The organism is Ruegeria sp. TASC047, assembly GCF_059612445.1.
On sequence record NZ_JBXWQP010000056.1, the window covers coordinates 86,568 to 101,734 of the forward strand.

A 15,167-nucleotide genomic window follows, 5' to 3' on the forward strand; every position below is an offset into this window, starting at 1 on the left:
TCTTTGCATCTCACCGTTAACATAGACATAATACTAATAAGTTCGAAAAAAATAGTGAGCACAATGTGAACGGGCAGAAAAACACCGGCTTCCAAGATGTCCGCGATGAAGTTTTAAATCGCATCCAGACCAGAATCTGGCCGCAAGGCAGCTTGCTGCCTACCGAACTGGAGCTTGCCGCCGAATTCGGTTGTGCTCGCGCAACTGTCAATCGCGCTCTGCGTGAACTCGCTGATCAGGGTATTGTCACACGCAAACGCAAAGGCGGCACACGTGTGGTTACAACACCGGTCAAACAGGCCAGGCTGCCCATTGCAGTAGTCCGTCAAACCATTGAAGACATGAATGCAGAATACCGGTATGCGTTGGTCAGCCGTACGCTGGTAGATTGTCCGGCATGGCTACAAGCCAAACTCGGACTGCCCGAGGGCACGCAAATTCTGCATTTGCGCTGTATGCACCATGCCGACAATCGCCCCTTCCAGTACGAGGAACGATGGATCAATACAGCTGCGGTACCGCACGTCATGAATGAGGACTTTCTGACCACCGGTCCAAACGAATGGTTGCTGGCCGAAGTTCCTTTTTCGAACGCCGAAATTGCCTTCTCGGCTGTTCCGGCAACCGGTCCGCTTCAGGACTTTCTTTCTGTTCCGCCCGGAACACCTTTATTCCAGTTGGAGCGGACAACGTGGTTTCGAAAAACCCCGGTCACCTTTGTACGCATGACCTTTCATCAGGGGTATCAAATGCGGACAACCTACTGAGGCTTTTTCCGCTATTGGTGGTCCTGCCGAAAGCCAAATCTCGATCCGCTACCCCGCTTGTTTCAAATACGCACTACATCAAGTGCATGTGCATTCGGGCGGCCAGACTGCCCAGAACCCAGACGGTGCCAAGGATCATTATCATCAGAACCAGTGTCGAAAACAGCACCAGATGCAGATCTTCGCGGCTGCTGCGCCGACGGTCGATATGCAGGAAGTAGACAAGCTGCAACACAAGCTGTGCCAATCCAAGCAACCCGATGGTCAGGTAAACCCCAACCGTTTCAATCCCATAAACCTGCGCCACGCCAAACATCGCCAAGGTCAGCAAAAGCGAGCCACCATACCCGATCACATAGCGCCGACGCTCGCGACGATGCATTTCAGAGCGCTTATCCATAGGTCAGACCTCCGAAATACACGATGGTAATGATCCCAATCCAGATCAGATCGAGAAAATGCCAGAACAACGCCAGTCGCACCACGCGCGAGATAACCACATCCGTCATGCCCTTGACGCGTAGCTGGATACCCAAAACGATCAGCCAAAGGCATCCAGTCGCAACGTGCAGACCATGAAGCGGGACCAACCCAAAAAAGGCTGACAAAAAACCGCTGCGCTGCGGAATGCCGCCTTTTTCCGCCATGGCCATGAAGTCACGCACTTCCAGCACCAGAAAACCAAGCCCCAGCGCAAGAGTGACGCCAAACCACAAGACAATGCGACCGCGCGGCAGATTGTACTTCAGCGCCAGCATGGCAAGACCCACTGTCAGGCTGCTGGTCAGCAGTATCAGGGTTTGCGCAAAAACACTTTTCAGATCAAACAACTCGTGCGGGCCGGGACCACCTGCCTGTGCATCGATCATTGTTATGTAAATCGCGAACATCAGGCCGAAATAAACCAGATCGCTCATCAAGAAGACCCAGAACCCAAAGGTGGCAACCTCGGTCGCCTTGTGGGCACTGGCGTGATGTTCTCCAAGATTGATACCGGGATAACTGTGAGTGGGCGCGCGCTTCATGTCGCCACCTCCAGATCCGGGCGGGCAAGGCCGCGGTTTTCCGAAGAAGTTTCAGAGTCGCGATCAACCGCCGCTTCGCTGTGGACCAACGCCAACCAAGCTTCGTGATCCCTTCGCACCTCTTCCGCGGGGATGGTGAGTTCTGTACTGTCATCAAATGTCCAGATGATCACCGCAAGGATCATCAAAACCGTCATTATCGCGGCAAGCCACCAGATCCACCAGACCAGCGCAAACATCCATATGCCGCTGAGAACACACAGGACAAAGCCAATTCCCGTGTTTCGGGGCAGTTCGATATCTTCATAAGCGTCTGGTGTTGGATAGGCCGTTCCTTTTGCCTTCTGTGCCGTGAATTCATCCCGATCCCTAACCTTGGGGATGATCGCAAAGTTGTACGCAGGAGGCGGTGAAGGGATAGTCCATTCCAATGTGCGACCATCCCAGGGATCCCCAACAGGAACGCGGGTTTGGTCGCGGTCACGAATGCTGACCCATAGCTGGATCAGGACCGAGAACAATCCACAGGTAATAACTATCGCTCCGATGATGGCCACGATCATGAAAGGGTGGAAAGACGGATCGCTATAGCTGAAAGAGCGGCGTGGCATGCCCAACAGCCCGACGAAATAGAGCGGCATGAATGTCAGCAAAAACCCCCCGGTCCAGCAAAAGGCAGAAACCCGGCCCCAGAATTCGTTCAGTCGGAATCCAAAGGCCTTGGGGAACCAGTAATTGTATGCCGCCAACAATCCGAACAACACGCCGGGCAATAACGCGTTGTGGAAGTGAGCCACCAAAAACAGCGTATTGTGAACCTGGTAATCTACGGTTGGGTTTGCCAGGATCACGCCGCTCAGCCCACCGATGGCAAACAGCATCAAAAATGACAGCCCATAGAGCATCGGCACCGAAAACCGAATGCGCCCCCGCCACAACGTCGCCATCCAGTCATAGACTTTCACGCCGGTTGGGATGGCAATCAGCATGGTCGCAATACCAAACACCGCGTTGATCAGCGCGCTTTGACCCATGGTAAAAAAGTGGTGCAGCCAGACCGTGAACGACAACACTGCGATCGACATGGTCGCAATAACAAGCGAGTTGTAGCCATAAAGCCGTTTGGCCGAGAAGGTCGCAAACACCTCGGAATAGATGCCATAAGCAGGCAAAACCAGCAGGTAAACCTCGGGGTGGCCGAACAGCCAAAACAGATTGGCATAGTTCATCATGTTGCCACCGAGGTCGTTTGTGAAAAAGTGGAAATCAAGATAGCGATCAGCGGCAAGCATCAGCGCGGCGACACCCAAAGGCGGCATGGCAAAGACGATCAGGATCGAACTGCAAATGATCGTCCAGCAATACATCGGCAGCCGCATGAACGTCATGCCCGGCGCGCGCAACTTGTAGATCGTAACGGCAAAATTGATACCCGTCAGCGAGGTGCCAATGCCCGAAACAACGATGGAACAGATCCAATAATCCGGTCCAACACCGGGATTGAACGCTGCGCCGGTATACGGTGGATAGGCTGTCCAGCCGCCGGTCGAAAACTCTCCAATCACCAGCGACACCATCAGCATCATGCCTGACGAAACCGTAAGGCCCAGACTAATCTGGTTTAGTCGCGGGAACGCCACATCGCGCGCACCGATCATCAGCGGGACAATGTAATTCGCAACACCAAAGACAAAGGGAACGGCAACAAAGAAGACCATGATTGTGCCGTGAGTGCTGAAAAGCTCAGCAAAATGTTCGGCTTCGAGGAAACCGTCGCCGGGCCCGGAAGCCTGCTGCGCGCGCATGACAACGCCTTCAAGCACACCGCGTGCCAGCATCACGATGGCAAAGACGATATACATGATACCGATCTTTTTGTGATCGACGCTGGTCAGCCAATCGCGCCACAGGGGTGTCCACAAACGAAACCAGCTCAGCAATCCTACGACAACCACAGCGCCAATAATCACAACAGCTGCGGCTGTATTGGCCACGATCTCATTAGTATTTGGGTTCTGGATCAACCCGGCAATCGGAAAAGCGTCCCAACTCAGGCGCCCGAAGAAACCTGTCTCGGTTGGCGTCATTTTTGCGCCTCCTGCCCAAATGTTGCAGTTCCAGGCTGTAGATCGATGGGCAGCGGCTGACCGCTGTGGTAGCGGCTCAGGATATTCCGGAACAGATCGTCTTCTATTGTGAAGTAGAGCGCATCATCCGGCATCCGAGATGTTCCCAAAGCGGCCTGAACTTCATCCCTGTCTGTCCGCATGGCCAGTTTCCGATAAGTTGCCACATCTAGTTGGATGCTGTTGTTACGCACTTTTTCGACCCAAGCGTCGAAATCCTCATCACTCATTGCGATGGTGCGGAACTTCTGCTTGGTAAAGCCCCGTCCGTTGTACTGAGTGTTTTCACCCTGCATCACTTCCGGCGCATCCGCGACAAGATGTAACTGGGTGGTCATGCCCGGCATCGCATAAATCTGTCCGGCCAGCGCGGGTATCATAAACGACTGCATCACGGTATCGGTTGTCAGCGTCAATGCAACTTGCCGCTTTGTCGGAATTCCGAACTCTCCCACAGTGGCGACCCCAAGATCGGGGTACAGAAACAGCCACTTCCAATCCAGACCGACAACCTGAACCGGCAGCGCCGGATCTTCACCAAACGGTGCCGAATACGGGTCAAGCCGATGCGTCGCCTTCCAAAGATAAAAAGACAGCAAGGCCACGATTATGACAGGCACACCCCACATGACAAATTCCAGCTTGGCCGAGAAATCCCAATCCGGCGCGTAGGGCGCAATGCGGTTGCTTCGGCGGCGATACCGAAACGCTATTATCGGGACCAGCACCAATACCGGGATAACGGCCAGCAGGATCAATACGGTCGCCCGAAGCAAATGCGTTTTCTGAACTGCCGCTATTGGGCCTTGCGGGTCCATAAAGCTGTCGCTGGCCAAAGCTGGTTGCGCCGAAGCGATCAACAGGAGCATAACGACAAGCCTGAGCAAGGATGGATTGGACGAAATGACTTGTGCCACAGCTGACTGTCCTCTCCTCATCTCAATCCCATGCAACTATCGGCAAGCGGGTGAAATTTCTCAAGAGTTTTCCGAACCGGGGATTGCCATCCTCAATTTTCTTTCAACTTTGGGTGTAAAGAGCGACGGGTTGCGCGGCATCTTCCCGTTGACTTGCAAGGCCAGTCGGGACAGATAAATCGTCAATGCGTATTTTGCTGTTCACTCTAGGATTGATCATTCTGTCCCAGACCGCACTGGCACAGGATCGTGCAGCAATTGAACGCCAGTTTCAGTCGTGGTTGTTGGAGACGATCTGGCCGCTGGCGCAGGCCAAAGGTGTTTCGCGCAACACACTGCAACAGGCGTTTTCCGGTGTTACTCTGAACTGGGACCTGCCTGATCTGGTTCCCCCCGGACATAAACGCAAAACGCCCAAGGCGCAAAAACAAGCCGAGTTTGGATCGCCCAGCCGGTATTTCAATCCGGGGTCAATTCAGGGCGCAACGTCTATCGGGCGCAGGATGGCGAGACAACACTCTGCCGTGCTTGCCAAAGTCGAACGTCAAACGGGCGTTCCTGCTCGTATCATTCTGGCAATCTGGGGCAGAGAAAGCGGCTATGGGCAGGTGCCGATCCGCCATGATGCGTTCAGGGTTTTGTCGACCAAGGCATTTATGAGCACGCGCGCGGACTACTTCACGGCCGAGCTTATCGCGGCTCTGCAAATCGCGGAAGCAGGACCCCTGCCAGCCCGGCAAATGAAAAGCAGTTGGGCAGGCGCGTTAGGACAACCCCAATTCATGCCATCAAGCTATTTGGCTTACGCCGCAGATGGCAACGGCGATGGACAGGTCGATATCTGGGGGTCATCCGATGATACAATCACATCGATTGGCAACTACCTGAAACAGCACGGCTGGATCGCCGGGCGTGACTGGGGTTTCGAAGTGTCTTTGCCGGCAACCGTTTCATGTGCATTGGAAGGACCTGATCAGGGGCAGTCAATCCAGCAATGGGAAGCGATGGGCATAAACCGGGTCTCGGGCAAACCTTTTCCAGCCCACGAGTTGAAGGGGGCAGGTTACCTGATGATGCCGGCAGGACGATTTGGTCCTGCTTTTCTGGTCACTCCGAATTTTTACGTTTTGAAGGAATACAACAAAAGCGATCTTTATGCTTTGTTCGTCGGCCACGTCGGTGACAGAATCCAATTTGGAAGCGGCGATTTCAAGGGGCAATGGGGCAAGGTCGGTGGCTTGTACCGTTCTGACATAGCAAAGATGCAGGGCGCGCTGGAAAGCTTGGGATACGATGTCGGAGGCGTTGACGGCTTGCCAGGTTTCAAAACCCGCCGATCAATAGGCAGATGGCAAGAAGCGATGGGTGTTGCACCTACCTGTTTTCCCGAAACCTCGATGACAACGAAACTGGTCCGATAAGGCACCAAGCATGCGTTGAACGGTCCCTCGCGACTTGCTTGAGCATCTTATCGCCAGTCGCAACAGACCGCCATTATCACTAATCTTTGCGGTTCCGGCCATATTGTTGCCCATTCGAAAACGGACTTGATGCATCAGATCATGTATTTCCAAGAAGCTCGGATGTTTGCCGACGGGTTACTTGTGCCCTAAAGACACGTTACTTGACGCAGCTTGCGACTAAGTGAGCCGTGTTAATTTCAGTTGCACAGTCCCTGCCATCTAAATTCTTTTCGGCCGCGCAGTCCTAAACTACTCGTCATAACAAGGCGCTATGCCCATCCAAAGAAAATATGCAGGACTCCGTCCGGGAGTTTTTCAAGACAACCGACGCTGCTCCAAACATATCAACTTTCCGTGAACGACAAATCGTCGTCAGATTTTTGGCACAGAGTTATAGCGGAAGGGTCTCTGGGAACTGTGGTTCAGGCCTTGTATACAGGAAACACCGGAGTCGGCTTTTGACTCATCTGGACCGAGGTGGCACGATTTGGTCAATAACGGCCGGCACACCGGGCATGATTGATTGACGCGGTTTTGAAGACTAAGAGGACATTCCGGATGTTTTCTGCTTTTCCGGCCAAGTTTTGTTTTGAGAGGCACCATGACACGCAAAGTCACCAAAGCAGTTTTTCCAGTGGCGGGAATGGGAACCCGGTTTTTGCCGGCAACCAAATCTGTTCCGAAAGAGATCATGACGTTGGTGGATCGCCCGCTGGTGCAATATGCAATCGATGAAGCCCGCGCCGCTGGTATAAAAGAGTTCATCTTTGTGACTTCTCGTGGAAAATCCGCGCTTGAAGATTACTTTGACCACAACCTTGTCCTCGAACAGGAACTAATGGCCAAGGGCAAAAACAAGCTTCTCGATATCTTGAACAAGACGAATATGGAAAGCGGCGCGATTGCCTATATCCGCCAACACAAAGCCCTGGGGTTGGGGCATGCTGTATGGTGTGCACGCCGTTTGATAGGCGATGAACCTTTCGCCGTAATGCTGCCTGACGATGTGATTGCTGCAGATAAACCATGTCTGCAACAAATGGTTGAAGCCTATGAGGAAACGGGCGGCAACATGGTGGCAACGATGGAAGTTTCACCAGAAAAGACCAGTTCGTACGGCGTGCTGGATGTCGTCGACAGTATCGGCCCGGTCATTCCGGCCAGGAGCATGGTCGAAAAACCCGAACCCTCAAAAGCGCCATCCAATCTGGCGGTTATCGGGCGCTATATTCTTCGACCTTCCGTATTGAACAACCTGAACGCAATGAAAACCGGAAGCGGTGGTGAAATCCAACTGACTGATGCAATCGCCGAAGATATCGCATCCGGCGTGCCCGTTTTTGGCTACAAGTTCGACGGGCAGCGTTTCGATTGCGGTTCAAAATCCGGTTTTCTGCAAGCGACAGTTTCCTTTGCCCTTGCCCGTGACGACCTGCGTGATGATCTGAGCCAATATCTGAATGACATTGTGGCAACTGGAAAAGCGGCCCAGTAGCCGCGGAATCTCCCATTCCACGAAAAATTGAACAATATCGTTGGTAATCAGCAATTCAGGGGCACTTGTATGAACAGTACGGTCTATCCAGTCATCCTGTGTGGTGGTTCAGGAACGCGTTTGTGGCCCCTGTCGCGCAAAAGCTATCCCAAGCAATTCGTTCCACTTGTCGGCAAAACCAGTCTTTTACAAGATTGTGCCGACAGGATGCTTGGACCCTCGCATACGCCCTATGCCAAACCACTGGTTCTAACCAACGAAGCCTTTCGGTTTATTGTACCTGAACAGCTGACCGCTATTAGGATCGACCCCGGTCCGATTCTGATTGAGCCTGAAGGGCGAAACACGGCCCCTGCCGTACTGGCGGCTGCGTTGTACCTTGCCTCACGTGATCCGGATGCCATCATGCTGGTCGCGCCTTCAGATCATGTGCTTCCAAACAAGGCCGCTTTTCATCAGGCCGTCGCCACAGGCGTGCGCGCAATTGCCGAACGAAGCGATCTGGTGACATTTGGCATCACGCCCACTCGGCCCGAAACCGGGTATGGCTACTTAAAGCTGAACGACGCCCCAGACGCGTCCGGGGGTGCAGTTCGCCTGGATCGGTTCGTGGAGAAACCGGATTTGGAAGCCGCGCAGGCGATGGTAAAAGATGGCAGTTACCTGTGGAATTCCGGCATCTTCCTGTTTGCGGTACGTGACATCGTTGCAGCATATGAAAAATACGCAAGCACCCTTGTTGCACCTGTCCAAAAGGCCGTCGACAGCGCAAAGGCAGATTTGGGGTTCCTGAGATTGGACCCTTCGGCTTGGGCTGACGTCGATGACGTCTCGATCGACTATGCGGTCATGGAAAAAGCCCCCAACCTTAGCGTGGTTCCGTATTCCGCAGGTTGGTCGGATGTTGGAAGTTGGACGGCTGTTCAAGAATTGTCAAACCCTGATGAAAACGGCACCGCGACAAATGGGGAAGTAACCACAATCGACTGCTGCAACGTTCTGATACGATCAGAATCGCCAGCTCAGGAAGTGGTGGCAATGGGGCTTGAGAACATTATCGCAGTTGCGATGCCGGATGCTGTGCTGGTTGCTAGCATGGACAAAGCCCAGGACGTCAAGCAGGCTGTCGCTGCCTTAAAGGCAAAAGGGGCCAAACAGGCAGATACGCTTCCGATAGATCACCGCCCCTGGGGCTGGTTTGAGAGCCTCGTGATCGGTGACAGATTTCAGGTCAAACGAATCCATGTACATCCTGGCGCTTCGCTCAGCCTGCAGTCCCATCACCATCGGTCCGAGCATTGGATTGTGGTTGAGGGCACCGCCAAGGTCACAGTCGATGATAAGGAACGGTTGGTCAGCGAAAACCAGTCTGTCTATATCCCGCTGGGCGCCGTGCACCGGATGGAAAACCCTGGCAAAGTGCCCATGGTTTTGATCGAAGTGCAGACCGGCACCTATTTAGGCGAAGATGACATTATTCGATATGAAGACATTTATGCCCGGGACTAAGCGGCGACATAGTTCTCTATAGGCCATACTCGGGTCGGCTTGTCCCCGGGGATACTCAAGTTAACAGATTATTTCCTGTGCGGTCGGCCAGGTCAGACGGGATTGACGCGCCTTACGGCAGAGTGGCGCGCAACCGACTTTCGGACCGACAGCCACAGGAGGACCCTCGTGTCAATGACCTCACCCAGATTGCGCCTGCCTTTTCTACAACCTTCGCAGGCTCAAAAGCACGTCACCCACAACGAGGCACTGCGACAACTTGATCTGGTCGTTCAGTTAACAGTGCAGACAACCAATGCCAGCACCCCGCCCGTTGTCCCCGAGAAGGGCGATGTCTATGCTCTGGGCGTCACCCCTACTGGGGACTGGGCCGGACATGCAGGAGAGCTTGCCGCATGGCTGGACAACACCTGGCATTTCTTGACCCCATATTCGGGCTGGCGTGCCTGGGACGAGGCCACTGGTGAACTGAAGTTCTGGAATGGGTCTGACTGGCTGCCCTTGCCCGTCAATACTCAGAACCTGAATGGTATTGGGGTGGCAACAAGTTCGGACGCTACGAATCGCTTGTCTGTCCGAAGCCCGGCCACGCTTCTGAGCCATGAGGGCGGCGGGCATCAGCTGAAGATCAACAAGGCGGGTGCCAGCGATACAGCATCGCTGGTGTTTCAGTCGAACTGGACCGGTCACGCTGAAATGGGGTTATCCGGAAGTACGGGGTTTTCAATCAAAGTGTCCCCTGACGGAGGTACCTGGACCGAAGCTCTGACTTTTGACCCCGCGACCGGAACAGCGGCTGGTGCGGCTGTTCAGGGCGATGCGACAGATACCACTTCGGGTCGCTTGATGCGTGCCGACTACGGTTATGGGCCGGGTAACCTTCTGGGGTCGGTATCAGAAGTTGGCGGTATACCAACCGGTGCGGTCATAGAGCGCGGAAGTAACACCAATGGCGAATTTACACGTTTTGCCGATGGAACCCTGATCTGCACCGCCGCGTTGCTTCCTGTCGCATGCACGGCCGTTGAAGGCGTATTGTTCGCAAGCACTGCAATGACGTGGAACTACCCAGCGCCATTTTCCTCTGCGCCAAGCGTTAGTGGCAGCGCTGGAGCAAATAATCGTTTCATCGGGTTTGATATGCCCGGAAACACTCAAGCCACGTGCAAAGCCCTCTCCGTAACTTCGGATACAGCGGCTTTTTCACCAAGTGTCATCGCCATAGGGCGCTGGTTCTGAGCACAGCTGCCGCCTGAACTGTGGTTCGGGCGGTTTTTTTGCATCGTCGGCCTATTTATTTAGCAATCGCCAATTCCATTGGACCCGCTACAGCCGCCTTGCTCCGGGCGAAAAGTGGGCGACGCAACACCGCCCGGCTAGTGGCTGTTTATTACTGATCCATGCCCAGAATTGTATCTTTTCAGCTGACAATGGACGTGATTTAACAAGTTCTGCGCAGCACGACGGATTGTAAAAACTCTGTTCCCGCGCATATTGCCTCAAAAACAACAAGAAAACATGGGAACTCAGCAACCATACCTGTAAATCATTGAAACCGGCGCTGGATTCTTCGATTGTGCCCGCGCCGTTGATAGTAATTGGTAAAAAAGGATTTGGCAGATGCGCATTGCAATGATCGGCACCGGGTATGTGGGCCTTGTTTCCGGTGTGTGTTTCTCGGACTTCGGTCATGATGTGATTTGCGTTGATAAGGCTGAGCAGAAGATCGATATGCTCAAAGCCGGACAGGTGCCTATTTATGAACCGGGTCTGGACGTGCTGATGGCGCGAAACGTCGCGGCTGGCCGCCTGAGCTTCACAACCAATCTTGCAGCCGCAGTGGACGGCGCGGATGCTATCTTTATTGCAGTTGGAACGCCAACCCGGCGTGGAGACGGCCACGCGGATCTGACCTATGTGATGGCAGCGGCGGAAGAAATCGCTAAGGCTGTCACCGGGTATACCGTTATCGTCACAAAATCGACTGTGCCCGTCGGAACAAACAGAAAAGTGCAGGAAACAGTCAAGGCTGCCAACCCCCAGGCCGAATTTGACGTGGCTTCGAACCCTGAATTCCTTCGCGAAGGCGCGGCAATAGACGATTTCATGCGCCCGGACCGCGTTGTGGTCGGCGTCGAAAATGACCGCGCTGCCGAGGTGATGGCAGAAATTTACCGCCCTCTTTACCTGCGCGACTTCCCGATCCTGACCACCGATCTGGAAAGCGCCGAGATGATAAAATACGCCGCCAACGCGTTTCTAGCAACCAAAATTACCTTCATCAATGAAATCGCCGGGCTATGCGAAAAAGTTGGTGCGGATGTCAAAGAAGTATCGCGTGGCATTGGCCTTGACGGGCGGATTGGCAACAAATTCCTGCATGCAGGACCTGGCTACGGTGGTTCATGTTTTCCAAAAGATACGGCCGCGTTGGCCAGGATCGGGCAGGACCACGCGCATCCGATGCAAATCACCGAGACCGTCATCCGCGTGAATGACGAAATCAAGAAACGGATGATCGAGAAGATTCGTGACGCATGTGGCGATCATTTCAACGGCAAAACCGTGGCGGTTCTGGGTGTCACGTTCAAACCCAATACGGACGATATGCGCGACGCGCCATCACTGTCCATCGTCCCCGCCCTGATAGGCGGAGGCGCAAAGGTGCGTGTTGTTGACCCACAGGGAAAATCTGAAGGGGAGGCGCTTTTGCCGGGCGTCGAATGGTGCGACGATCCGTATATCGCCTCGCAGGGCGCGGATGTTGTTGTGCTGCTGACGGAATGGAATGAGTTCCGCGCGCTGAACCTTTCCGAAATTGCAGCATCTATGAACACCGCCAGGATGGTTGACCTGCGCAACATCTACTCGAAAACTACGGCGCTGAAATCAGGGTTCGACACCTATGTCGGTGTTGGGCGCTGAAAGCGTGCGCCCCGCGGCGTCTATTTTTCGAGTAGTTGACGGATCATAATGCAGCAGTCCAGACCCGGTAACGGCCTTGGCCCGTGACTTCACGCACCAGACCTCTCCGGGTGAACAGGTCGAAATTCCGCTGAACCGCCGCGCGCGAAGAATTGGTCAAGTCTTCCGCAAGCGGGGCCGAGACCATTGGCCACGCCGCCAGAGCATCAATCAGACGCGGTGGGGTGCGGCCGCTCAGATCCAGCGTCGCGTCGCGGGCCTTGCCCTCCCAGACACTGATCCTGTCGAGGTGCAGCAAAGCCGCAAGAACCGCTTGCCCGGCGCCCTGTATCCAAGACCCCAACTTGTCCGTTGGCCGACCCGTTCCGCGCAACGCACCCGGACCAGACAACGCCAGAGGCATGAACATTGCGCCGCCCCGCCCCATCGAAGCCGCGTGCCGCGCAGCGATAATTGCCGCCTCGGTGTCTTGTCCGACGCCCTGCGATATAGCTCGCCAAGCATGAAACGCGATCGCCGATTGTGTCACCGGGTGCAGCCTTTCCGCATTCTGCATGACTTCGGCCAGATCAACGATCGCTTCGGGCGTCGCATCAGAGCCCTGAGCCAGACGGTCAAGAAACGCGGTCAACCCACTTTCCCACCCGCCACTAGCAGGGCCTGCGCCTGAGCTCAGACGGCGTACGGCCCAACCTGCCCGAAACAGCGCCTGCACGTCATCGTGGGTCGCGCCTATCCTCAGACCCGTCCACAAAGCCAGGCGGTCCACGCTGACCCGATCCCCTGTCCACCACCCCAGATCGGACGTTTCCATAAGTGCCAAACGGTGCGTCCACCCCTCAGGCCCCGAACGCAGCCTCTCGTCCAGAGCACCAAAGGTCAGGGCAAGTTCAGCAAGCTCTGCCGACAGTTCTGATTGTGCCGAATGCCAATCGCGCGGATCGAATAACGGGCGCTGCGATGATCGGGGACCAGGCAGAAAGAAGTCTTCCTCCACGTCCTGGTCCGGAGGCAAAAACCAAGGGTCATCCTCTTCTGCCGGATCGCCATCATAGATGCTGGCTGGGCCAAGATCATCGAACTCGTCTTCTGGAAGGGGCATGGTTTTCTTCGACGTCATACCCGGCATTCTTCGGGCATTTGCAACAGTTCACAAGGGTTTTCCATCAGCCCGAGAATGTGAGGGTCAACACTTCCAGTTCGTTGCTTAAATCCGTCTGTGGGGAACTGCCCAACAGCATATATCCATAACCGCCCTGCTCCCACTTTGCAGTTGCCAAACCGCTCAACACCGTTTGTTGGACTTCGGTATTTGGGGCATTCGGTCCTTGGCGAATGACACAGAAGGCAAGTGGTCGACCCTGATCATCGGCAAAAACCACTTGGATCAAGGGCTTGCCTTTGAAGGAAAGAACCTGCGCCCGCTTCAGCTCCAGCCCTGGCAACGCTTCAAGTGTTTCCTGATTCAGCGTTCGTCCCAGTTCGGCTTCGGCCATTGCAAATTGCTTGGCCAGCGACGCGTCCGAACTGTCCAGCGATGCAATCGTTTCCGGCACGTAAAGTGATTGATAGATCGCGGCCTGCTGGGCCCAGCTTAAATCTGCTGGCCGGGTGGCCCAGAATGTTACGGCGACGGCTGCAAATGCCGCGCTGGCCGCCACCGCAACAAGACGCAGAAACCCGTTATTGGCGGGCCTAGTCGTTTTTTCCGGCAGGTCCACCTTCGGCGCTTCAGCGGGCAGGTTCTCAAAAATATCCCGAACAACAGGCGCAAACGGATCCAGCGCCATCAGACGATGTTCCAGCGTAGCATCATCTTCAACCGCAGCCTCAATGGCGCGGGTCTGAGCCTCGTCCAGGCTGCCTTCCAGATACGCTATTAGCGTCTCGTCGGAAAACTTCATTTGCCACTCCGTCGCGCGGTGTCCGCTGCATCAATCCGCATCACGGTTTTAAGTTTCTGCCGGGCATTCGAAAGCCGGCTCATGATCGTGCCAATTGGAACCTCCAACAAGGCAGCGGCTTCGCGGTAACTGTACCCCTCAACGAAGACGAGCATTACCGCTTCGCGCTGTGCCTCAGGCAACTGCATCACTTGAGTAAACACTTCAGCCGCGAAAATATTCGTTTCTGTATCCGGTCCCGTTGCAACCAGATCCGCTTCGGGGGTCACCGACAGCGCCTGCGCGCGTCGAACCGACCGCGAACGCAGCTTATTCAGCCAGATCGACCGGCAGATTGTCATCAACCAGCTGTCCAGACGATTGTGCGACGTCACCTGATGATGTCGTTCAAGCGCGCGCAAACATGTGGCCTGCAACAAATCGTCAGCTACATCCGAGGCACCCGATAATGCCAGCGCAAACCGCCAGACACGCTTCGAATGCGTCTGAACCGCATCGCGGACGGCTTGTTCAGAAGTCATCTCAGCTCTCATCGAATGATCATGACCTGCTTGTGTTTCTCAATCGCGGACCGGACCCGCAAGGGCAGAATTGCCATATTTAGAAGTGAATTGAAACGAAACTCCTGTTCAACGCAGTCACGTTTGCGTCTGTAATTGTTGCAGCGCCTATTTCAGCAACCGGTTGGGTATTGGATACCGGCCATTTGCGACAGTTGTTTTGGTTTCGACCAAAGACATGGTGTTCCAAAACACGATAGCCGTTCAATTGCGGTATTGGATTGATTGAGTTTTTTGGTTTTGGTTGCGGGTTTGGTGGTGAGGTCTTATTTAGCGTGTTTGGATGTTGGGATGGGTTGGTCTGCCGCAGGGTAGCATCAGCCCTTTAGGCGCGGCGGGATATGGGGTATCTGGGCGTGCGCACCGTTTCACGGATTTGGAGAACGCAATGATGAAGCACGCCTGGAACAAGTGGCGATCGGGCTATATGGGCCGGCTTGTCGGTGAGAGCTTTTATGCGCAGGGCGGGCTTTACG

Annotated in this window: 14 protein-coding genes; 7 read left to right on the plus strand and 7 right to left on the minus strand. The window is 54.6% G+C overall.

What is annotated here, in order from left to right; all coding sequences use genetic code 11:
• Positions 1-65 precede the first annotated feature (65 nt).
• Positions 66-767 carry a histidine utilization transcriptional repressor HutC gene (gene hutC / locus AC2FLO_RS21120; RefSeq protein WP_496754240.1) on the plus strand — a complete coding sequence of 234 codons (702 nt, stop codon included), beginning with the start codon at positions 66-68 and terminating at the stop codon, positions 765-767.
• Between the two features lie 73 nt (positions 768-840).
• Here hutC and AC2FLO_RS21125 read toward each other — a convergent pair whose 3' ends face one another.
• Genes AC2FLO_RS21125 through AC2FLO_RS21140 form a run of 4 tightly spaced genes read right to left on the minus strand, consistent with a single transcriptional unit; the run spans position 841 to position 4,787 of the window.
• The gene (locus tag AC2FLO_RS21125; protein WP_267366734.1) at positions 841-1,167 is read right to left on the minus strand and encodes a cytochrome o ubiquinol oxidase subunit IV; all 327 of its coding nucleotides are present in this window, start codon (positions 1,165-1,167) and stop codon (positions 841-843) included.
• A complete protein-coding gene (locus AC2FLO_RS21130) occupies positions 1,160-1,792 on the minus strand; it encodes a cytochrome c oxidase subunit 3 (protein ID WP_496754243.1) in 633 nt (210 codons plus the stop codon). The genes AC2FLO_RS21125 and AC2FLO_RS21130 overlap by 8 nt, the downstream gene beginning before the upstream one ends.
• Positions 1,789-3,879: a cbb3-type cytochrome c oxidase subunit I gene (locus tag AC2FLO_RS21135; protein WP_496811748.1), complete on the minus strand. Its 2,091-nt coding sequence runs from the start codon at positions 3,877-3,879 to the stop codon at positions 1,789-1,791. The genes AC2FLO_RS21130 and AC2FLO_RS21135 overlap by 4 nt, the downstream gene beginning before the upstream one ends.
• The gene (locus tag AC2FLO_RS21140; RefSeq protein ID WP_496804056.1) at positions 3,876-4,787 is read right to left on the minus strand and encodes a cytochrome ubiquinol oxidase subunit II; all 912 of its coding nucleotides are present in this window, start codon (positions 4,785-4,787) and stop codon (positions 3,876-3,878) included. The genes AC2FLO_RS21135 and AC2FLO_RS21140 overlap by 4 nt, the downstream gene beginning before the upstream one ends.
• Before the next feature lie 233 nt (positions 4,788-5,020).
• Between AC2FLO_RS21140 and AC2FLO_RS21145 the strand changes: the two genes are divergently transcribed.
• The 5 genes from AC2FLO_RS21145 to AC2FLO_RS21165 all read left to right on the plus strand — a co-directional run bounded on the left by AC2FLO_RS21145 (position 5,021) and on the right by AC2FLO_RS21165 (position 12,227).
• Entirely contained in the window at positions 5,021-6,256 is a 1,236-nt protein-coding gene (locus AC2FLO_RS21145; protein ID WP_496754247.1) for a lytic murein transglycosylase, read from the plus strand.
• A gap of 643 nt (positions 6,257-6,899) precedes the next feature.
• Positions 6,900-7,793, plus strand: a complete 894-nt coding sequence (locus AC2FLO_RS21150; RefSeq protein ID WP_480773620.1) for a UTP--glucose-1-phosphate uridylyltransferase — start codon at positions 6,900-6,902, stop codon at positions 7,791-7,793.
• A gap of 69 nt (positions 7,794-7,862) precedes the next feature.
• Positions 7,863-9,302 (plus strand): mannose-1-phosphate guanylyltransferase/mannose-6-phosphate isomerase, encoded by a 1,440-nt coding sequence (locus tag AC2FLO_RS21155; protein WP_496754249.1) that lies wholly within the window; start codon positions 7,863-7,865, stop codon positions 9,300-9,302.
• A 174-nt stretch (positions 9,303-9,476) separates the two neighbouring features.
• Positions 9,477-10,541, plus strand: coding sequence for a DUF2793 domain-containing protein (locus tag AC2FLO_RS21160; RefSeq protein ID WP_496754257.1), 1,065 nt, complete (start codon positions 9,477-9,479; stop codon positions 10,539-10,541).
• 381 nt (positions 10,542-10,922) lie between these two features.
• Complete coding sequence (locus tag AC2FLO_RS21165; RefSeq protein WP_496754251.1) at positions 10,923-12,227, plus strand: UDP-glucose dehydrogenase family protein; 1,305 nt, start codon at positions 10,923-10,925, stop codon at positions 12,225-12,227.
• 43 nt (positions 12,228-12,270) lie between these two features.
• Here AC2FLO_RS21165 and AC2FLO_RS21170 read toward each other — a convergent pair whose 3' ends face one another.
• The 3 genes from AC2FLO_RS21170 to AC2FLO_RS21180 all read right to left on the minus strand — a co-directional run bounded on the left by AC2FLO_RS21170 (position 12,271) and on the right by AC2FLO_RS21180 (position 14,652).
• A complete protein-coding gene (locus AC2FLO_RS21170) occupies positions 12,271-13,329 on the minus strand; it encodes a helix-turn-helix domain-containing protein (RefSeq protein WP_496804057.1) in 1,059 nt (352 codons plus the stop codon).
• Positions 13,330-13,393: 64 nt separating this feature from the next.
• Entirely contained in the window at positions 13,394-14,131 is a 738-nt protein-coding gene (locus AC2FLO_RS21175) for an anti-sigma factor family protein (RefSeq protein WP_496754254.1), read from the minus strand.
• Complete coding sequence (locus AC2FLO_RS21180; protein ID WP_480920667.1) at positions 14,128-14,652, minus strand: RNA polymerase sigma factor; 525 nt, start codon at positions 14,650-14,652, stop codon at positions 14,128-14,130. The genes AC2FLO_RS21175 and AC2FLO_RS21180 overlap by 4 nt, the downstream gene beginning before the upstream one ends.
• 322 nt (positions 14,653-14,974) lie before the next feature.
• On the opposite strand from AC2FLO_RS21180, the gene AC2FLO_RS21185 reads away from it, so the two are divergent.
• A partial coding sequence (locus AC2FLO_RS21185) for a hypothetical protein (RefSeq protein ID WP_496754255.1) occupies positions 14,975-15,167 on the plus strand: 193 nt, incomplete at its 3' end.